This is a genomic window from Streptomyces sp. KPB2 (assembly GCF_003950055.1).
GTDB classification, from domain to species: domain Bacteria; phylum Actinomycetota; class Actinomycetes; order Streptomycetales; family Streptomycetaceae; genus Streptomyces; species Streptomyces salinarius.
Map to the genome: position 1 here is coordinate 2,365,209 of NZ_CP034353.1, position 19,993 is coordinate 2,385,201.

General features: G+C 71.8%; 17 protein-coding genes. 4 read left to right on the forward strand and 13 right to left on the reverse strand.

Translation table 11 applies throughout. The features are described from left to right. Window positions 1-251: 251 nt before the first annotated feature. Entirely contained in the window at window positions 252-1,751 is a 1,500-nt protein-coding gene (locus D1J63_RS10120) for a hypothetical protein (protein WP_125628642.1), read from the reverse strand. Window positions 1,752-2,196: 445 nt separating this feature from the next. Here D1J63_RS10120 and D1J63_RS10125 point away from each other — a divergent pair, with 445 nt between their 5' ends. Further along, the gene (locus D1J63_RS10125) at window positions 2,197-2,868 is read left to right on the forward strand and encodes a bifunctional DNA primase/polymerase (RefSeq protein ID WP_102927702.1); all 672 of its coding nucleotides are present in this window, start codon (window positions 2,197-2,199) and stop codon (window positions 2,866-2,868) included. Window positions 2,869-3,556: 688 nt separating this feature from the next. On the opposite strand, the gene ftsY is transcribed toward D1J63_RS10125, so the two are convergent. Then, the gene (gene ftsY, locus D1J63_RS10130) at window positions 3,557-4,765 is read right to left on the reverse strand and encodes a signal recognition particle-docking protein FtsY (protein ID WP_164712782.1); all 1,209 of its coding nucleotides are present in this window, start codon (window positions 4,763-4,765) and stop codon (window positions 3,557-3,559) included. 218 nt (window positions 4,766-4,983) lie between these two features. Between ftsY and D1J63_RS10135 the strand changes: the two genes are divergently transcribed. Beyond that, window positions 4,984-6,435 (forward strand): cytosine permease, encoded by a 1,452-nt coding sequence (locus D1J63_RS10135; RefSeq protein WP_125628643.1) that lies wholly within the window; start codon window positions 4,984-4,986, stop codon window positions 6,433-6,435. Window positions 6,436-6,653: 218 nt separating this feature from the next. Here D1J63_RS10135 and D1J63_RS10140 read toward each other — a convergent pair whose 3' ends face one another. The 4 genes from D1J63_RS10140 to D1J63_RS10155 all read right to left on the reverse strand — a co-directional run bounded on the left by D1J63_RS10140 (window position 6,654) and on the right by D1J63_RS10155 (window position 13,001). Then, window positions 6,654-8,072, reverse strand: a complete 1,419-nt coding sequence (locus tag D1J63_RS10140) for a sugar porter family MFS transporter (protein ID WP_125628644.1) — start codon at window positions 8,070-8,072, stop codon at window positions 6,654-6,656. Between the two features lie 218 nt (window positions 8,073-8,290). After that, a complete protein-coding gene (gene smc, locus D1J63_RS10145) occupies window positions 8,291-11,854 on the reverse strand; it encodes a chromosome segregation protein SMC (protein WP_125628645.1) in 3,564 nt (1,187 codons plus the stop codon). Window positions 11,855-12,128: 274 nt separating this feature from the next. Further along, window positions 12,129-12,341, reverse strand: coding sequence for a hypothetical protein (locus D1J63_RS10150; protein ID WP_003973418.1), 213 nt, complete (start codon window positions 12,339-12,341; stop codon window positions 12,129-12,131). Between the two features lie 378 nt (window positions 12,342-12,719). Then, entirely contained in the window at window positions 12,720-13,001 is a 282-nt protein-coding gene (locus D1J63_RS10155; protein ID WP_007444898.1) for an acylphosphatase, read from the reverse strand. Window positions 13,002-13,184: 183 nt separating this feature from the next. Here D1J63_RS10155 and D1J63_RS10160 point away from each other — a divergent pair, with 183 nt between their 5' ends. Beyond that, window positions 13,185-14,396 (forward strand): CAP domain-containing protein, encoded by a 1,212-nt coding sequence (locus D1J63_RS10160; RefSeq protein WP_125628646.1) that lies wholly within the window; start codon window positions 13,185-13,187, stop codon window positions 14,394-14,396. Between the two features lie 83 nt (window positions 14,397-14,479). Next, complete coding sequence (locus tag D1J63_RS10165; protein WP_061442352.1) at window positions 14,480-14,884, forward strand: helix-turn-helix domain-containing protein; 405 nt, start codon at window positions 14,480-14,482, stop codon at window positions 14,882-14,884. On the opposite strand, the gene mutM is transcribed toward D1J63_RS10165, so the two are convergent. The 7 genes from mutM to rsmD all read right to left on the reverse strand — a co-directional run bounded on the left by mutM (window position 14,874) and on the right by rsmD (window position 19,991). Beyond that, window positions 14,874-15,734: a bifunctional DNA-formamidopyrimidine glycosylase/DNA-(apurinic or apyrimidinic site) lyase gene (mutM, locus tag D1J63_RS10170; RefSeq protein WP_125628647.1), complete on the reverse strand. Its 861-nt coding sequence runs from the start codon at window positions 15,732-15,734 to the stop codon at window positions 14,874-14,876. The two genes, D1J63_RS10165 and mutM, sit on opposite strands and share 11 nt — an antisense overlap. Window positions 15,735-15,836: 102 nt before the next feature. Next, entirely contained in the window at window positions 15,837-16,667 is an 831-nt protein-coding gene (rnc, locus tag D1J63_RS10175; RefSeq protein ID WP_161377550.1) for a ribonuclease III, read from the reverse strand. Between the two features lie 7 nt (window positions 16,668-16,674). Next, window positions 16,675-16,848, reverse strand: coding sequence for a 50S ribosomal protein L32 (gene rpmF, locus D1J63_RS10180; protein ID WP_003951102.1), 174 nt, complete (start codon window positions 16,846-16,848; stop codon window positions 16,675-16,677). Between the two features lie 2 nt (window positions 16,849-16,850). Beyond that, window positions 16,851-17,504 carry a YceD family protein gene (locus D1J63_RS10185; RefSeq protein WP_102932897.1) on the reverse strand — a complete coding sequence of 218 codons (654 nt, stop codon included), beginning with the start codon at window positions 17,502-17,504 and terminating at the stop codon, window positions 16,851-16,853. Between the two features lie 144 nt (window positions 17,505-17,648). Then, complete coding sequence (locus D1J63_RS10190) at window positions 17,649-18,764, reverse strand: ATP synthase F0 subunit B (RefSeq protein ID WP_125628648.1); 1,116 nt, start codon at window positions 18,762-18,764, stop codon at window positions 17,649-17,651. 133 nt (window positions 18,765-18,897) lie between these two features. Next, window positions 18,898-19,377, reverse strand: coding sequence for a pantetheine-phosphate adenylyltransferase (gene coaD, locus D1J63_RS10195; RefSeq protein WP_102932899.1), 480 nt, complete (start codon window positions 19,375-19,377; stop codon window positions 18,898-18,900). A 26-nt stretch (window positions 19,378-19,403) separates the two neighbouring features. Further along, window positions 19,404-19,991, reverse strand: a complete 588-nt coding sequence (gene rsmD / locus D1J63_RS10200) for a 16S rRNA (guanine(966)-N(2))-methyltransferase RsmD (protein ID WP_125628649.1) — start codon at window positions 19,989-19,991, stop codon at window positions 19,404-19,406. Window positions 19,992-19,993: the final 2 nt, after the last annotated feature.

The window sequence follows — 19,993 nt, forward strand, 5'->3', positions numbered from 1 at the left end:
GCCGGTTATGCGCCATGAGATTGGCGCAGCGCGGTTTCGGTGGAGGCCCCTCGTTGTTTCGCCGCCGTGACGAAGGCGCGGTACGTGTTACGCGTGGGTGAACGGCCGGGTGCGGACGGATGGGGTCGCGTGGTGCCGGGACGGTCCGCACCGGGACGCGAACCGGCCGCGGCGGCCTCCGAATGACCTGGCATGGGGGAGCCGAGTCGGGCAGTTCGGGAGGGCCGGCCGCGGCCGGGGCTGGTGGGGGTTCAGACCGCTTCGGCGGTCTCCGGCAGCTCGACGGCGAGCCGTTCGGTGAGGTCGACGACCTCGCCGAGGTCGCCGAAATCGCGTACGGCCGTGTCGACGGTCTTGCGGATGCGGGTGTTGACGCGTTCGGATCGGACCTTCTTGGCGATGCCCATGGCCTCCTTGGCCAGGACGGCGCTCTCCTCGGGTTCGCGGCGCAGCAGGTGCACGGTGGCCATGCCGATCAGGTTGAGCGCGTAGGAACGCTGGTGCTCCTCGTCCTTGGCGAACAGCTCCACGGCCCGGCGCATCAGCGGGTCGGCGAGGGAGGCGTAGGCGGGGCTGCGGCCGGCCACGTAGGCGAGGTCGCGGAAGGAGTGGCTGTTCTCGCCGTACAGCTCGGCCTCGGAGAAGAAGCGGATCCAGTCGGGGTCCGGCTCGTCCCACTCGTCGGCCTCGGCGAAGATGTCCTCCGCCATCCGCACCGCGCGTTTGGTGCGGCCGGGCTGCCCCATGTTGGCGTAGGCGCGGGCCTCCATCGCGTACAGCATCGACTGGGTGCGGGGGCCGGCGCAGTCGCGGCTGCCGTACTGCGCGAGGTGGATCAGCTCCAGGGCGTCGTCGGGCCGGCCGAGGTGGATCATCTGGCGGCTCATGCTGGAGAGGATGTACGAGCCCAGCGGCCGGTCCCCCGCCTCCTTGGCGGCGTGCAGGGCGAGCACGAAGTACTTCTGGGCGGTGGGCTGGAGCCCCACGTCGTACGACATCCAGCCGGCCAGCTCGGCCAGCTCGGCGGCGACCTTGAAGAGCTTGGCGCGGGTGGTCTCCGTCTGGGGTTCCTGGAGCAGGTCGGTGACCTCGTGCAGCTGGCCGACCACGGCCTTGCGGCGCAGACCGCCGCCGCACTGGGCGTCCCAGCGGCGGAACATCACGGCCGTGGACTCCAGCAGGTCGAGCTCCGGCCTGGACAGTCGGCCGCGCGCGCGGGAGGCGGGGGCGGCGGACTCGCCCTCCGCCGACGGGCCGGCGGAGGGCGTGGGGACGAGCCAGCGCTGCATGGGTTCGATGAGGGACGGGCCCGCGGAGAGGGCCAGCGAGCTCCCGAGGAAGCCGCGCCGCGCCAGCATGAGGTCGCTGCGCGAGAACTCGCTGAGCAGGGCCACGGTCTGCGGGCCCGTCCAGGGGAGGTCGACGCCGGTCGCGGAGGGCGTGGGGCGGGTGGAACGCAGGCCCAGGTCCTCGACGGAGACGGCGACGCCGAAACGCTCGGAGAACAGCTCGGACAGGATCCGCGGGATCGGCTCGCGCGGGTTCTCCCCGTCGAGCCAGCGGCGCACGCGTGAGGTGTCGGTGGAGATGTGGTTGGCGCCCAGCTGGCGGGCCCGGCGGTTGACCTGGCGGGCCAGCTCACCCTTGGACCAGCCGCTGCGGGCGAACCAGGAGGTGAGCAGCTCGTTCGGGCGCTTGTCAGCGTGCGACGCGCTCCCCGCGCTCGTACCGCTTCCGCCGTTGCCACTCACTGGAACGCCCCCATCCCTGAGACCACCTGTCGCCGAGTGCGCCAAGCCCTATCAGAATGCCGGTGGTTGCGGCCCGCCGTCCGGTGGTTGACACCCTTCGCACGGAGGACCGGGTTGCCTCCGGCATACCCACAAGTGCATGTGCCCCAAGGCTCCATGCACACAAAGTAGTCCCGCGATCACTCGTTCAGCCATGGCGATTGCGGAATCGCCACCATTCGCCACCCCTTCGAATGAACTCACGGTGGCCGGGACGCGATTCACTTGACATAGGCCAGCCGGGAGTCGGTGCAACGGTGCGCACCGGGGCGTGCGCGGTCGGACACACCACCCGGAGTGCTTCCGGACGCTGTCTGAACGGCATCGGACTGGGGAGTTGGAAGCGGAGAGTCACGTTTCACGTCCGCTGCGTAACCGCCGCTGGGTCGGACCCGTTGGAGGGGGCATGGGCTTCACGATCGGTATCGGCAGCAGTCGGGGCATGCGGGAGATCCGGTCCGGCGCGCGCCGCCGCGGCCGCGCTTCGGAGTGCACCGTCGTGGCCGAGTACACCGGGCTGTGGGGCTGGGACGTGGTGCCGGGCGCCCGGACCGCCGCGGGTGCCTGCTCGTGCGGCCTGCCGGACTGTCCGGCGCCGGGCGCGCATCCTCTGGACTTCGCGCCCGAGGTGCCCGCCGGGGCGAGGCTCGACGAGGCGAGTGAGGCGTGGGGGCGGTATCCGGGCGCCGCGGTGATGCTGGCGGTCGGGCGGACCTTCGACGTGATCGAGGTGGCCGAGCCCGCCGGCCTGCGGGCGCTGTCCCGGCTGGAGCGCATGGGCCTGCCGCTGGGCCCGGTCGCGGCGACGCCGCAGGGCCGCGCCCACTTCTTCGTCGCGCCGGGCGCCGCCGCCGAGTTGCCCCGGATGCTGTACCGCATGGGCTGGGACGACCCGTCCGCCCTCGACCTGCGCGGCCTCGGCCCGGGTACGTACATCACCGCCCCGCCCTCCGACCGCGGCGGCCGAGGGCCGGTGCGCTGGCTGCGGCCCCCGGCCCTGGACTCGGCCACGAGGCCACCGGCGGCCCGGCTGCTCCTGGGGACACTGGCGTACGTCGCCCACCGGTCCCGCGCGTAACCGCCCACCCGTCACGCCCGTCACGCCGCCCACCCGGCACGCCCCGTACGGCTGGCACGCCTGCTCGCCCGGCACGCCCGGCACTCCCCAGTGCGGTCGGCACGCCTGCTCGCCCGGCACCCGCAGTACGGCCGGCACGCGCCCCTCCCTACACCCGTACGCCGAGCGCGTCCGGCTCCCGAAAGGAGCGCCGCCGGGCCACTCCCGCTCGCGCGCGGGCCGCGTGCCTGGCGCGCCTGCTGGCCCGCCACCCGGCGGACACAGGCGGCAACCCTGCTCACACGCATCCGAGTCACCCGCACCCGAACCGCCGTCAGGCCCGCCTGCGCGACAGCCGCCCCCACGGGCGCCGCATCGGCACCGACGGGCGTCCCCCGCCCGCCGCCATTCCGGCACTCATGCCGGACGCCACCTGCGAGGTGGCACCGAATACCCCGCCGACGGCACACCGGCACCGAGCCCCGCCGCGCCCGCCCGCCGCCATTCCGGCGCCCCGTCCGGCCGCGCCCGTCCCCCGCGCCCCGGCGCACGTACGGCCCCACCCCGGCGCGCGCCCCGGCGCGTTTGCCGCCCCGGGCTCATCGCCCCCGCCCGCCGCCGACACGGCGAAGCGCCCGTCCCCCGGTGGTCCGGGAGGCGGGCGCTTCTCGCGTGCGTGCGTATGCGGGACGCCGCGCGCGGCGCGGCGTCACTCGCCGATGAGGGCGTCCACGAAGGCCGCGGGCTCGAACGGCGCCAGGTCGTCCGCACCCTCGCCGAGCCCGATGAGCTTGACCGGCACGCCCAGCTCGCGCTGCACGGCGACCACGATGCCGCCCTTGGCCGTGCCGTCCAGCTTGGTGAGCACGATGCCGGTGATGTCCACGACCTCGGCGAAGACCCGGGCCTGGATCAGGCCGTTCTGGCCGGTGGTGGCGTCGAGCACGAGCAGCACCTCGTCGAGCGGGGCGTGCTTCTCCACGACGCGCTTGACCTTGCCCAGCTCGTCCATGAGGCCGGTCTTGGTGTGCAGGCGGCCTGCGGTGTCGATGAGCACGACGTCCGAGCCCAGCTCCTTGCCCTCCTTGACCGCGTCGAAGGCGACGGACGCCGGGTCGCCGGCCTCCGGCCCGCGCACGGTGTGGGCGCCGACCCGCTCGCCCCAGGTCTGCAGCTGGTCGGCGGCGGCGGCACGGAAGGTGTCGGCGGCACCGAGGACCACGCTGCGGCCGTCGGCCACCAGGACGCGGGCGAGCTTGCCGGTGGTGGTGGTCTTGCCGGTGCCGTTGACCCCGACGACCATCACGATGCCGGGCTTGCCGGTGGCGGGCTCGGTCTTGACCTCGCGGTCCATGTCGGGGCCGACGAGGTTGATCAGCTCCTCGCGCAGCAGGCCGCGCAGCTCTTCGGGGGTGCGGGTGCCGAGCACCTTCACCCGTTCGCGCAGCCGCTCGACCAGCTCCTGGGTGGGCTGCACGCCGACGTCGGCGGTGAGCAGCGTGTCCTCGATCTCCTCCCAGGTGTCGTCGTCGAGGTGCTCCCGGGACAGCAGGGTCAGCAGGCCCTTGCCGAGGGCGTTCTGCGAGCGGGAGAGGCGGGCGCGGAGCCTGACCAGTCGGCCGGCGGTGGGCTCGGGAACCTCGATCTGCGGGATCTCGAGCTCTTCGACGACGGGCGGCTCCTCGACGGTGGCGGTGCCGCCGTCCGGGAGGTCGACCTCCTCTATCGTCCGGCGCGTTTCGTCGCGCGGCGTCTCGGCCTCTTCACCGACGTGCGGCTCGGCCGGAGGGGCGGTGATGTCGGGCGTGGCGGGGGGCGGCGGGGGCAGCTGCTTCTTGCGGCGACTGCCGACGACCAGCCCGCCGAGCGCGCCGATCACGACCACGGCGATGACTACAGCAAGGATGACGATTTCCATAACGGGTCCAGTATGCGTGACCCCCGGCACGGGCCCCCGCTGTCGGCCCTTCTGGTTTCGCTTGTGGTCTCGCTGTCGTTGCGCTTGTGGTTTCGTCCGAAGGACAAAGGGCCCTGGAAGGAACGAGTCGGAGCAAAGTACGATGGAGGAGGACGCGTCAACGCGCGTAGAGTCCCGACCGGCCCCTCTTCCCCACGATCGAGGCACGGACCCCCCACATGAGCAAGACCGCCGAGAACGAAGGCGCCCTGGAAACCCGTGGCATCGAGCAGGTGCCCGACCACGAGCGCACCGCCCGGACCCGCGAGCTGTTCCCGACCTGGGTCGGCGCCAACATCAGCGTGCTGCTGCTCACGATGGGCGCGAGCCTCGTCGTGGCGTACCACCTCAACTTCTGGCAGGCCCTGGTCGTCGCGGCGGCGGCGCCCGTCGTGTCGTACGGCCTGGTGGGCCTGATCGGCATAGCCGGCAAGCGCGGCGGCGCTCCGGGCATGGCGCTGTCCCGTGCCGTGTTCGGGCAGCGGGGCAATCTGCTGCCCGGCTCGCTGATCTGGGTCGCCCGCTGGGGCTGGGAGACGATCAACGCGGTGACCGGCGCCTATGCCGTGCTCACCGTGCTGGACATCGTGTTCGGCATGCGGGCGAACAGCGTGCTGGACATGGTGACGCTGCTGGCCTTCGTCGTGGCGACGTTCGCGATCTCGGGGCTGGGCATCAACGCCGTGCAGAAGTGCAACAAGTACGCGACGTATCTCTTCGGCGCCTTCTCGGTGCTGGTGCTCGGCTATCTGGTCGTCGACACGGACTGGTCCGCGGTCTTCGACCGGTCCGCCGGTTCGGTGGCCGCGATGATCACGGGCGTCGGGCTGATCGCGGCCGGCGGCGTCAGCTGGATCCCGTCCGCGCCCGACTTCACGCGGTATCTGCCGCGTACGGCCTCTTCGAGGGGGATCGTGGGCGTCACGGTCGGCGGCGCCGGCATCGTCGTCCTGCCCATGGTCCTGATGGGCATGATCATGGCCGTCTCCACCCCGGACCTGGCCTCGGCCGCCGACCCGGTCTCCTTCCTGGGCGAGATCCTGCCCACCTGGATCGCGGTGCCCTACCTGCTGATCGCGCTGATCGGCATGCTGCTGATCAACTCGATGTCGATGTACTCGGCCGGCTTCACCGCGCAGACCCTGGGCTTCAAGGTCCCGCGGCACTGGGCGGTCTCGGTCAACGCCGTGATCTCGCTGGTCTTCGGCGGCGTGCTGATGCTGGTGGCGACCAGCTTCATGGGCTCCTTCATCGCCTTCCTGTCCCTGCTCGCGGTCGCCTTCTCCGCCTGGGTCGGCGTCTTCGGCGCGGACATGCTGCGCGGGCGGGAGTACGACGGCGAGGCGATGGCCGACACCTCGCGCACCAGCGCCTACTGGTACCGGGGCGGCTTCTCCCCCGCCGCCGTCGCCGCCTGGGCGGTGGGCCTGGCCGCCGGTCTGATGTTCACCACGTCCGACTGGTTCACCGGCCCGCTCGCGACGAACAACTTCGTGGGCGAGTACGGCCTGGGCTGGGTGGCCACGGTGGTGATCTCCGGTCTGCTGTACGCAGTCCTGCCGAAGCCGGCGCTGGTCGCCCCCGCGGCGCGCACGGAGCGGGCCGAGCAGCCCGAGGCCGTGACCGTCTGACGTACTGACGTACTGACGTACGCCTACCGACGCCCCCGCTCCCGCACGCCGCGGGAGTGGGGGCGTCGGCGCTCACGCTCGTGCTCGCGCTCGCCTGCCGAACGGGTCCCGGTACACCGCCGCCCCGCCCGGAAAAAGACCGGGCGGGGCGGCGGACGGTGCGGGGAGAGGGGCAGCGGGGACTTGGCCCTCCTCCCCGGGTTCGGGGCGGGCGGGTGTCAGCCCATTTCCTCCAGGGCCTTGCCCTTGGTCTCCTTCACGAACTTGAGCACGAAGGGGATGGAGAGGGCGGCGAAGACCGTGTAGATCACGTAGGTGGCGGAGAGGTTCCAGTCGGCCAGCGACGGGAAGCTCGCGGTGATGGCCCAGTTGGCGATCCACTGCGCGGAGGCGGCCACGCCCAGCGCGGCGGCGCGGATGCGGTTGGGGAACATCTCGCCGAGGAAGACCCAGACGACCACACCCCACGACAGGGCGAAGAAGAGGACGAAGACGTGGGCGGCGATCAGCGCGACCCAGCCCTGGGTGGCCGGGAGCTTGCCGTCGACCAGGTCGAAGGAGAAGGCCCACGCCTCCAGCGCGAGGCCGATCACCATGCCGACGGAGCCGATCAGGGCGAGCGGCTTGCGGCCGACGCGGTCCACGAAGATCATCGCGATCACGGTGCCGACGATGTTGATGATCGACGTCGTGAACGAGTAGAAGAACGACTGCGTCGGGTCGACGCCGACCGACTGCCACAGCGTCGAGGAGTAGTAGAACGCGACGTTGATGCCGACGAACTGCTGGAAGACGGAGAGGCCGATGCCGATCCAGACGATGGGCTTGAAGAAGAAGCTGCCGCCCAGCAGGTCCTTGAAGGAGGACTTCTCCTCGCGGTGCATCGCGTGCTCGATCTCGGCGACCCGGGCGTCGAAGTCGACGTCCTTGCCCTCGACCTCCCGCAGGATCTCCTTGGCCCGCTCGCGCTTGCCCACCGAGAGCAGGAAGCGGGGGGACTCGGGGATGGCGAAGGACAGCAGGCCGTAGAGGATGGCCGGGATCACCATGACGCCGAGCATGACCTGCCAGGCCTCCAGGCCCATCAGCTCGCCGCGCTGGTCGCCGCCGGCGGCGTTCAGCAGGCCCCAGTTGACCAGCTGGGAGACGGCGATGCCGATGACGATCGCGGCCTGCTGGAAGGAGCCGAGCCGGCCGCGGTAGGCGGGCGGGGAGACCTCGGCGATGTAGGCGGGGCCGATCACCGAGGCCATGCCGATGGCGAAACCGCCGATGATGCGCCACATCGCCAGGTCCCACAGCGCGAAGGGCAGCGCGGAGCCGACGGCGCTGACGGTGAAGAGGACCGCCGCGATCTGCATGCAGCGGATACGGCCGATGCGGTCGGCGATCCGGCCCGCCGTCGCGGCGCCGATGGCACAGCCGATCAGGGCGACGGCGATGACCTGGGCCAGTACCGCGGAGCCGACGTCGTAGCGGTCCCGGATGGCCTCGACGGCACCGTTGATCACGGAACTGTCGTAACCGAACAGGAAACCGCCCATCGCGGCCGCCGCCGCGATGAAGATGACGTGCCCGAGATGATCGGGATGAGCCGTCCTGGCTCCTGGACTGGGTGCCTGCGATGTGCTGGCCACGTGTACTCCTCGGGCTACCGGCAACGCTGCCGGGGCGGTTCGCCCTTCGAGGTGCCACTGAAGGGACCTGAAGGTAAAAGCAACGTTGCAGAGACTATGCCTTCAAGTTTCGAAGTCAATAGGGCGAGAGGTGTGAGTTTGAGGATGCCGAGCAGGGTTACTCGTTCAAGAGTTGAAGTTAACTGTGGTCGGGCGGCCTTGAACCGAAAGGGTTCGGACTAGCGCAGCCGCTGGCTGATGACCTTCGACACACCGTCGCCCTGCATGGACACGCCGTAGAGCGCGTCGGCGACCTCCATCGTGCGCTTCTGGTGCGTGATCACGATCAGCTGTGAGGCCTCCTGCAGCTCCTGCATGATCCGGATCAGCCGCTGCAGGTTGGTGTCGTCGAGGGCCGCCTCGACCTCGTCCATCACGTAGAACGGACTCGGCCGGGCCTTGAAGATCGACACCAGCATGGCCACCGCGGTCAGCGAGCGCTCCCCGCCGGAGAGCAGCGACAGCCGCTTGACCTTCTTGCCCGGGGGCCGGGCCTCGACGTCCACGCCCGTGGTGAGCATGTTGTCGGGGTCGGTCAGGATCAGCCGTCCCTCGCCGCCCGGGAAGAGCCGGCCGAAGACGCCCTCGAACTCCCGGGCGGTGTCCCGGAAGGCCTCGGTGAAGACCTGCTCGACGCGCTCGTCGACCTCCTTGACGACCTGGAGCAGGTCGGCGCGGGTCTTCTTCAGGTCCTCCAACTGCTCGCTGAGGAACTGGTGCCGCTCCTCCAGCGCCGCGAACTCCTCCAGCGCCAGCGGGTTGACCTTGCCGAGCTGCTGGTAGGCGCGCTCGGCGGCCTTCAGCCGCTTCTCCTGCTCGGCGCGGACGAACGGCCGCGGGCGATTGCGCGGGTGGTCCGGGTCCTCGGGGAGCACCTCGCCCTCGGCGGGGGGCGAGGGCGGCACCTCTTGATGGGGGCCGTACTCGGCCGCGAGCCCCGCCGGTTCCACACCGAGTTCCTCCAGCGCCTTGGTCTCCAGCTGCTCGATGCGCAGCCGCTTCTCGGCGCCGAGTACCTCGCCCCGGTGAACTGAATCCGTCAACTTGTCCAGCTCCGCCTTGAGGTCGCGTCCGGCGGTGCGCGCGGCGGTCAGTTCCTGTTCGCGGCGGGCCTTGGCGGCCTCGGCGAGGGTGCGCTCCTCGTCGGCGCGGGTGAGGGAGACCTCGACGTGGGCGAGCAGCTGCCGGGCGCCGGTGGCGACCGCCTCGGCGACGGCGGCCTCGTGCCGCAGCCTGGCCCGCCGCTGTTCCGCACGCGCGCGTGCCTCACGTTCGGCGCGGGCGGCCCGGTCGAGGGAGTCGGCCCGGCCGGCGAGCCCCTTGACCCGCTCCTCGTGCGTACGGACCTGGAGCCGGGCCTCCATCTCGGTCTGGCGGGCGTTGGCCCCGTCGGCGGCGAGCCGGTCGCGGGCGGCGGTGTCGGGCTCCTCCTCGACCGGCATCTCCTCGGCCACCGCCAGTCGCTCCGCCAGTTCCTCGGCCTCCATGAGCGCCTTGTCGAGCGCCTCCTGCGCCCGGGCGGCAGCGGCGGCGGACCGTTCCGCCTCGCCGGCGGCGCCCCGTGCCTGTCCCGCGAGCCGGCCCAGCTGCTGGGCGACGGACGACTTCTCCCGGTCGGCGGCCCGGCGCCGCTCCCCCAGCTCCTCGACGAGCGCGGCGCACTCCCGGCGCCGTGCGACGGCCGTTTCCTGTGCCCCGGCCAGCTCCTCGCACCGCACGCCCAGCTCCTCCAGCTCGGCGGCGGCCTGGTCCACGGACGCCTGCACCTCCAGGAGGCTGGGCGCCCCCGCGGACCCGCCCTGCGCGAAGTGGGCGCCCAGCAGGTCCCCCTCGGCGGTGACGGCGGTCAGCCCGGGGCGGGCGTAGACGAGATCCTCGGCGTCCTCCAGGGTGGCGACGACGACGATCCCCCGCAGCAGCCGCCGTACGGCGGGCATCAGCTCGGCGGGACCCTGGACCAGGTCGGCGGCGTACGGCAACCCGTCCGCGCGCGTGTCGCGCGTCTCGTCCGGTACGGCGTCGGGGGCGCCGGCGAGCAGCAGGGCGGCGCGGCCCGCGTCCTGCTTGCGCAGCAGGCGGATGGCGTCGGCGGCGGCCGCCGGGGAGGTCACCGCGAGGGCGTCGGCGGCGGTGCCGAACGCGGTGGCGAGGGCGGCCTCGTGGCCCGGCGTCACGGTGAGGAGCCCGGCGGCCGGGCCGAGCAGTCCGGTGAGCCGGTCCTTGGCGGCGAGCAGTGCGCCGGTGCCGTCCTTGCGGCGCAGGCCGAGGGCGAGGGCCTCGTGGCGGGCCTGCGTGGCGGCGCGCTCGCGTTCCGCGGCGGTGGCCGCCTCGCGGGCGGTGCTCAGCGCGGTCTCCGCCTCGGCCAGCCGCAGCTTGGCGGTGTCGTGGCGCTCGGCGAGTTCCCGGTCGTCGGCGTCGAGTCCGTCGACCTCGGCCCGGAGGGTTTCGTACTCCTCCTGGGCGGCGGCGGCCCGCTCGCGCGACGCGTCGCGGGCCTCGGCCAGCCGTTCGATCTCGGCCTGGGCGGAGGCGGCGCGGGAGCGGGCGGCGCCGACCTGGCCGCTGAGCCGGGCAAGTCCTTCGCGGCGGTCGGCGATGGCGCGGGCCGCGTCCTTGAGGCGGCGCTCCTCCACGGCGAGTTCGCGTTCGAGGTCGGCGCGGTGGGCGACCGTGTCCTCCAGGGCGTGTTCGGCCGCCTCCAGGGCCGCTTCGAGTTCGGCCTCCTGTTCGCGGACGCGGGCGGCCTCGCGCTCCAGTTCCTCCGGGTCGCGGCCCCGGCGCTCCTCGGGCGGCGCCGAGGTGGCGCTCTTCACGCGCGCGTCGGCGAGCGAGATCGTGCCGCGCACGCGTTCGGCGAGCTGGGACAGCTCGTACCAGGTCTGCTGGGCGCGCTGGAGGCGCGGGGTGAGCCGGCGCACCTCGTCCTCCAGGTCGGCCTCGCGGCGCAGGGCCCGGCCGAGCTCCTGCTCGGCGGTCTCCTTGCGCTCCTTGAGGGCGGCCTCGTCGGCGATCTCGGCCTGCAGCGCCTCGCGCATCCGGACCAGGTCGTCGGCGAGGAGCCGGAGCCGGGCGTCGCGGAGGTCGGCCTGGATGACGGCGGCCCGGCGGGCGACGGCGGCCTGCCGGCCGAGGGGCTTGAGCTGGCGCCGCAGTTCGTCGGTGAGGTCCTGCACGCGCGCGAGGTTGGCCTGCATCGCGTCCAGTTTCCTGAGCGCCTTCTCCTTGCGCTTGCGGTGTTTGAGGACGCCGGCGGCCTCCTCGATGAAGGCGCGGCGGCCCATCGGGTCGGCGTGCAGGACGGAGTCGAGCTGGCCCTGGCCGACGATGACGTGCATCTCGCGGCCGATGCCGGAGTCGGAGAGCAGTTCCTGGATGTCGAGGAGGCGGCAGGTGTCGCCGTTGATCTGGTACTCGCTGCCGCCGTTGCGGAACATGATCCGCGTGATGGTGACCTCGGCGTACTCGATGGGCAGGGCGCCGTCGGAGTTGTCGATGGTCAGCGACACCTCGGCCCGGCCGAGTGGCGGGCGGCCGGTGGTGCCGGCGAAGATGACGTCCTCCATCTTGCCGCCGCGCAGCGACTTGGCGCCCTGTTCGCCCATGACCCAGCTGAGCGCGTCGACGACGTTGGACTTGCCCGAGCCGTTCGGGCCGACGACACAGGTGATGCCCGGCTCGAACCGGAGCGTGGTCGCCGAGGCGAACGACTTGAATCCGCGGAGGGTCAGGGCCTTCAGGTGCACGCCGTCGGACTCTACCTTTCGGGTCCGTCTCACTCCACGAACCGGTGAACCGTCGCGGTTTCACCGGTGAACGGGCAGGGCACATCAGACGTTGAAGAGGGTGAAAGGTTGCGCGGGGCAGGGACGGGGCGAGACGGCGGGGCGAGCGGCGAGACAGGGACGGGGGCCGGGAAAGAAAGAAGGGACGCCGAAGCGTCCCTTGCAGACTCTGACACCTGAGCGGTTGTACGGGCGGTCCCAACCACTGCTGTGCCGTGGTGGAGCGATGCAGTGATCAGGTGAGCGCAGGCTCCGCCTGGTGTGCGTCAACGCTCTCCATGCTCTCCATGATCCTGTCGTGAGAAGCGGCAGCCGCCAGCGCGTCGTTCTCCGCCTGGATTCGTCCGAGCTCGGATTCCAGGTCCTGGACGCGCTGCTGGAGCCGTCGCATCTCGGCGAGGAGTCGAGGGTCGGAGCCGCCGACGTAACCGAGAAGCGCCTTTGCCATGATGGATGGTCCTCCACAATGAGTGACCGACCGAAGCGGTGTGGGTCGTCAGGGAATCGCACCCGCGGTGCTTGGCACTTTGGAGTTTTGCTGCCGTTCAACCATGCCAAACAGCTAAGGTGCGCGGGGCTTTCAGCGTCTCACCAAAAAGTTTGACGGTCAACACGATCACGCCCCGTATTGGCGGGCGCCCGGGGGCATGCGGCCGGGAAACGGCGACGCTGCGACTCCTGCGGGCCCCTGGGGGCGTGGCGATCATTCTGCGTGCGGAGCCTCCCACGAGCGGCCGCCCTTGGCAACCACCTGCCCGTTTTCGTCCCGGCCACCCCTGCGGGAGGGGGTCCTTCCGGTGTCCGGGGGCCGTCGCGCGGCGGGTCGTCAGCGGATGGCGAAGCCGTCGTAGCCGCCGCGAGGTGTGTCCCAGATCTCGGTGACTCCGTCCACGCGTCCGGGCGTGTCGTCACCGCGCAGCCAGTCGAGCAGCCCCTCGCAGCGCTCGCGGGGGCCCTCCGCGACGACCTGGACCCGGCCGTCGCCCAAATTGAGAGCAAAACCACTCATCCCGCCGAGTTCCAGCGCCCTGGCCCGCGTGAACCAGCGGAAACCCACGCCCTGGACCTGTCCGCGCACCCACGCGACCAGTCGTACATCCTCGCTCATGACTGCAACCTAACCAGTCAATGTCCCGCGCGACACTTCACCCCCAGGCGCCATGCGGTACCGTCCCGGTCCAATGAATCCCACATGAAACTCACTCGATCGTGTGAGTTCCGTGTTGATCTTGAGCACAGTCGACCGCAGGGCACTCCCCCGCGCGAGGACGAGGACGAGGAAGGCCAGGACATGGGACGCCACCGACGCTCCGCCGCCGGCCGCGCCGCCACGGGCCGCGCCGCGGGGGGCCACGAGACGCCCGGTACGACGACGGGACGGGGCCGCGGCCCGCAGGCGCCGGACGAGACCCCCGCGATGGGGATCGCCCCCTACCTGAACCCCGAGGCGTACGCCGAGGTCCGCGCCAAGAGCGACGCCTACCTGTTCGCGGACGGCCCGGACGGCGAGGCCCCGCAGGCCGGCCGCACCGTCGCCTTCCCCGCGGAGGGGTACACGCCCGACGCCGGGTCGGGGCCCGGCGGGGGACGCCGTCGCCGTCGCAAGAAGGCGGCAGCCGGTGTCCGCACCGGTCTCCTCGGCGTGTCAGCCGCGGTCGCCATCGGCACGGTGGCGGTGGCCACGGGCGCGGTCCCCGGCCTCGACAACTACCGGATCGGTGGCGACAGCAGCACCGGCGGCGATCCGGTGCGGGCCCAGGAGGCCCCGACGAACACCCCGTCCCAGCAGGGCGGCACCTCGGGCAGCGCCGGCCCGGGCCGGGGCGACGACGCCGCCACGAGCCGCGGCACCGACCGCTCCGCCTCGCCCTCCCGGTCGTCCTCGTCGCCGTCCGCGTCGAAGGAGTCGAAGGAGTCGCAGAAGGAGTCCGCCAAGGACTCCCCGTCCCCCTCGCAGTCCTCCCCCGCCACCTCGGCACCGGCCTCGAAGCCCGCCGCCCCGGCCGGTACGCCGTCGAAGACCAGGACACCGAAGACGCCCCCGAGCGCCAAGCCGAAGCCCACGCCCTCCCGCCCGGCCGCCAAGGAACCCGCCGGGCCCGGCACGCCCGCGGCCGTCTCGGAGGAAGCCGTCGCCGGGGCCCAGGTGCTCAAGCTGGTCAACGACGAACGGGCCAAGGTGGGCTGCAGCCCGGTGGCCGCGAACAGCGCCCTGCGCGAACTGGCCGAGGACTTCAGCCGGGCGATGGCCACCCAGGGCTTCTTCGACCACACCGACCCCAGCGGCGCGACCCCCTGGGACCGGGCGGCCGCGGCCGGCATAAGCGGCCTCGGGGGCGAGAACATAGCCCGCGGCCAGGCCGACGCCCAGGCCGTGATGGACGCCTGGATGGCCAGCCCCGGCCACCGGGCCAACATCCTGAACTGCGACTTCAAGACCCTGGGCGTCGGAGTCCACTTCGGCTCCGGCGGCCCGTGGTGGACACAGGACTTCGGCTACTGACCGGTCGGAAACACCCCCGCCCGGCGCTGTCCACCACCCTGCGCACTCTGCGGCGCAGCGCTGTGCTCACGTACGCTGGGGGCATGTCGACCACGCAGGAGCGGACGGCGGAGCAGGATCTGCCGTACGACGTGTTCTCCCGGGCCTGTCCCTCGCGCGGCACCCTGGAGCACGTCACGGGGCGCTGGGGCGCGCTGACGCTGGGCGCGCTGTACGAGGGGTCGTTCCGGTTCAACGAGCTGCGGCGCCGGGTGGACGGCGTCAGCGAGAAGATGCTCGCGCAGACCCTGCACGCGCTGGAGCGCGACGGGCTGGTGCACCGCGAGGCGCAGCCGACCAACCCGCCCCGCGTGGACTACGAGCTGACGGCGCTGGGGCGCGAGGTGGCCGGGCGGCTGCTCGCGCTCATCGAGTGCGTCGAGGGACGGATGGACGAGGTCCTGGCGTCGCGCGAGCGGTACGACGAGCGCCGGACGCCTACGGCGTGACCTTCGGCGGTCGCTGGCACTTCGGGCAGAAGTAGCTGGAGCGGTTCATCCACGGCCGGCGGCGCATCGGTGTGCCGCACCGGCGGCAGGGCAGGCCCTCGCGGCCGTACGCGTCGAGTGAGCGCTCGAAGTAGCCGGACTCGCCGTTGATATTGACGTACAGGCTGTCGAAGCTGGTGCCGCCCACGGCGAGGGCGGCGTTCATCACGTCCCGGGCGTGGCCGAGGAGTTCCGTGGTGCGGGGGCGGGTGAGGGTGGCCGTCGGGCGTTCGTAGTGCAGGCGGGCGCGCCACAGGGCCTCGTCCGCGTAGATGTTGCCGACGCCGCTGATCAGGGACTGGTCGAGCAGGGCCCGTTTGATCGTGGTGCGCTTGCGGCGCAGGGCGAGGTGGAAGGCCTCGTCGTCGAAGAGCGGGTCCAGCGGGTCGCGGGCGATGTGCGCGATGACGTCGGGCAGCCCGTCGGCGGACGTGTCGTGCAGGGAGAGGCCGCCGAAGGTGCGCTGGTCGACGAAGCGGAGTTCGGTGCCGAGGGCGTCGGCGAAGCGGACCCGGATGCGCAGGTGCTTCTCGGCGGGGGTCTCGTGCGGCTGGACCAGGAGCTGGCCGCTCATGCCGAGGTGGGCGAGGACCGCCTGGTCGGTGTCCTCCAGGGGCAGCCACAGGTATTTGCCCCGGCGGCTGGGGGTGCCGATGCGGTGGCCCGCCAGGCGGTGGGCGAAGTCGTCGGGGCCCGCGATGTGCCGGCGCACCGCGCGCGGGTGCAGGACCTCGGCGTCGGCGACGGTCCGGTGGGCGACCCAGCGTTCCAGGCCGCGTCGTACGACCTCTACCTCGGGCAACTCGGGCATGGCTTCCCCTCGGGTGGGCCGGTGGACGGGACCGGTGAACGGGTGACGGCCGAACGCCCGCCCCTGAGGCGGGACGGGCGTTCGGACCGTGCGGTGGGTGGGTCAGGCGGAGGCGGACGCCTCGTCGGGGTCCACGTCGACGGCGTCGGCCGTCGCCTTGGCACGCTCGTCCGCCGCGGCCCGGATGGACCGCCACGCGGATTCCGCGGCCTGTTGCTCCGCCTCCTTCTTGCTGCGGCCGGTGCCGGTGCCGTACGAGACGCCTCCGACGCGGGCGGCAGCAGTGAAGGTCTTCTCGTGGTCGGGGCCGGTCTCCGTGACCAGGTACTCGGGGACGCCGAGCCCTTCGGTCGCGGTGAGCTCCTGGAGGCTGGTCTTCCAGTCCAGGCCGGCACCGAGGTTGGAGGACTTCTCGATCAGCGGGTCGAACAGGCGGTGCACCAGTTCGGAGGCCGCGTCGAGGCCCTGGTCGAGATAGACCGCGCCGATCACCGCTTCGAGGGTGTCGGCGAGGATGGACGCCTTGTCCCGGCCGCCCGTGCCCTCTTCACCGCGGCCGAGCCGGATGAAGGAGCCGAGTTCGAGCCCGCGGCCCACCTCCGCCAGCGCACGCGAGTTGACCACCGCGGCCCGCAACTTGGCCAGCTGGCCTTCGGGCAGGTCGGGGTGGGTGCGGTACAGCGTGTCCGTGACGACGAGGCCGAGCACGGAGTCACCGAGGAACTCCAGCCGCTCGTTCGTCGGCAGACCGCCGTTCTCGTACGCGTAGGAACGGTGGGTCAGTGCACGCACCAGAAGGGCGGACTCGAGCCGATAGCCGAGCCGCCCTTCCAGAAGCGTGTGGGACGAGGCCTGGGTGTCCGCCTTCTTCTTGGCGGGTGGGTCCGCCTTGGCGTCTTCCGCCTTCTTGGGGACTGACACAGTGCCTCTCACCAGCCGCTCAGACCTCGAGGACCTGGCGCTTGTTGTAAGTGCCGCAAGACGGGCACGCGATGTGCTGCTGCTTGGGCTCGTGGCAGCGCTCGCACGCAACCAGGGTGGGGACCGCAGCCTTCCACTGCGACCGGCGGTGGCGCGTGTTGCTGCGCGACATCTTCCGCTTCGGAACAGCCACGGCTACTTCTCCTGCTTCTCGGCGGCGTCCGCGGAATCCGACCCGTCGCCGCTCATCTCGTCCTTCTCGCCGTCTCCGAGTGAACCGGCGAGTCCCTGCAATGCCGCCCAACGAATGTCGACGGCGTCGTGGTGGTGGTCCGGGTCGTCCGCCAGGCGCACTCCGCACTGGGAGCACAGACCCGGGCAGTCTTCCTGGCACACCGGCTGCATCGGCAGTGCGAGCACCACCGCGTCGCGCAGCACGGGTTCGAGGCCGATCAGTCCGTCCTCGACGAAGAGCCTGTCCTCGTCGTCCTCGGCGTCGTCGCCCGGTTCCGCCACGGGGCGGCCACGGTCGTCGGCGTCAGGGTACGAGAACAGTTCCTGGAAGTCCGCTACGAGCTGCTGCTCGAGCGGCTCCAGACACCTTACGCACTCTCCCTCGGCCCTGGCACGGGCGGTGCCTGTGACGAGCACACCTTCCATGACCGACTCGAGCCGGAGATCGAGCTCCACCGGGGCACCTTCCGGCACTCCGATGACCCCCTGGAGACCGAAGTCCTTGGGGGCGTCGACCGTGCGGGTCAGGCGCTGGAGCGCACCGGGCCGCCGTCCCAGCTCGTGCGTGTCGAACACGAGGGGGTCGCGGTGGTCGAGGCGCGCGTTCAGAACCATTCCTGCTTTCGGTCTTCGTGGTGGGGGGCGCCGCCCTTCGGTGTTCCCGGGCAGCGGCGATCGCGGACGTACGCGCGACCGAAGAGCCAGGATACTGGACCATTCGCTCTCGTCCCAATCCGGGCCGGGCGACCCCCTCGCTCCTCAGAGTCCGCGGCCCTGTTCGTAGGCCCTCAGCTGCTCGGCGCTGATCATGCTGGTGTCGAAGAGGCTGGTCTCGTCGAGCGCCTGCGGCTGGGCCTGCGGGGCGTGCGGGGGCTGCTCCGGGGGCTGCGGGTAGCCCTGCTGCCCGCCGTACGTGTGCTGCCCGCCGTCGTACGGGTAGCCGTACGGGTCGGTGCCCTGCTGCTGGTAGCCGTACGGGTCCTGCCCGCCGTCGTAGGTCTGCTGGTACGCCGCGTACGGGTCCGGCTGCTGCTGCGCCGCGAAGCCGTACGCCGGTTCCTGGGCCGGCATCTCCGGCACGGTCTGCGCGGGCACCTGGGCGGCGGCGGGCTGCGGCTCGCCGTACTGGGGCCGCTCGGCGGGGGCGGCCGGGGCGTCGGCGAGGCCGGCCAGGTCGGCGAGGTAGTCGGCGTCGCTGGAGTGCTGGACGGTGGTCATGTCGTCGGCGAGGGCGCCGAGATCGTCGGTGGCGATGCGGCCGTGCAGCTTCTGGCGGCCCTTGCCGACCGCTTCCAGCGTCTTGGCCAGCACGGCCTCGAAGGCGCCGAGCTTGGTGTCGACGTAGGTGTCGGCGTCGCGGCGCAGGGTCTCGGGGTCGTGGCTGCGCTCGGGGGCGTCCTCGTCCTCGTAGCCGTTCTCGTCGAGGCCGGGTCCGGTGCCGAGGAGTTTCTCGCGGCCGCGGCCGACGGAGCCGAGGGTCTTGGTGAGGACGACCTCGAAGTTGGCGAGCTTGGAGTCGACGTAGTCGTCGGCCTCGGCGCGGACCTCCTCGGCCTCCTGGCGGGCCTCGGCGAGGATCCGGTCGGCCTCGGCCCGGGAGCGGCGGGCGACCTCGGTGTCGGCGATCAGGGAGCCGCGCTCGGCGTGCGCGCTCTCGATGATCCGGTCGGCCTCCTGGCGGGCCTGCGCGACCATCTGCTCACGGTCGCCGATCAGCTCCTGTGCCTGGGCGAGGGAGCCGGGCAGCTCGGCGCGGAGCTCTTCCAGCAGCGAGAGCAGTTCGGCGCGGTTGACCACGCACGAGGCCGACATGGGCATGGCGCGGGCGCCGGAGACCATCGCGGTGATCTCGTCGAGCTTGTTCTGCACGTCCACCGTGTGCTCGCCACTCTCTACTGCTGTGTTGGAGACGGACGGGACGACTGTACGACCCCGGGATGTCCGGCGGACACCGGGTGACGGATTGTCAGTCCCCGCGGGCGGTGGCGGTTCTCGCGCGACGGAGCGGTCAGCGGTTCCTCAGGCGCTCCGTGAGGGCTTCGAGGACCAGCGGCGGCACCAGGTGGGAGATGTCGCCGCCCCAGGTCGCGACCTCCTTGACCAGGGAGGACGACATGAAGCTGTAGGTCGGGTTGGTGGGGACGAAGAGGGTCTCCACACCCGAGAGGCCGTTGTTCATCTGGGCCATCTGCAGCTCGTAGTCGAAGTCGCTGACCGCGCGCAGGCCCTTGACGATGGCCGGGATCTCGCGCTGCTTGCAGAAGTCGACCAGCAGGCCGTGGAAGGACTCCACGCGGACGTTGCCGTACTCGGCGGTGACCCGGCGGATGAGGTCGATCCGCTCCTCGATCTCGAACAGGCTCTTCTTGGACCGGTTGATCATCACCGCGACGTAGACCTCGTCGTAGAGGCTGGAGGCACGGGCGATGATGTCGAGGTGTCCGTTGTGGATCGGGTCGAATGACCCGGGACAGACGGCACGGCGCACTTGTGTTCCCTCGCTCTCCGGTCCGGTCATCGTGCGTCTTCGCACGTAGAGGCGGCGCGACCGTACCAAAACGTTCCCTCGCCGTAGCGACGGGACCGGATCGCCTCGAAGTCGTCCGGCCAGTGGAATTCGCCGCCTCTGGTGCTGCGCTCCACGGTGACGAGCGCTTCCGGCGCGAGCCACCCCTGAGTGCGGAGTGTGAGCAGGATCTCCCGAAGATCGTCGTCCGAGACGGCGTACGGCGGGTCCAGGAAGACGACGTCGTACGGCTCCGCCGGGGCCGGGGTACGGATGATCTGTTCCGCTTTGCCCGACCTGACCTCGGCGCCGGGCAGACCGAGGGACGCGACGTTCCCGCGGACCGTGCGGACGGCGCGGGCGTCGGCCTCGACGAGCAGGACGTGCCCGGCGCCGCGGGAGAGCGCCTCCAGGCCGACGGCGCCGGAGCCCGCGTACAGGTCGAGGACCCGCTCACCGTCCAGCGGGCCGCCGAGCAGGGACTGCCAGGTGGACAACAGGCCCTCGCGCGCGCGGTCGGAGGTGGGGCGGGTACCGGTTCCCGGCGGGACGGCCAGGCGACGTCCGCCGGCCTTGCCGGCGATCACGCGGGTCATGT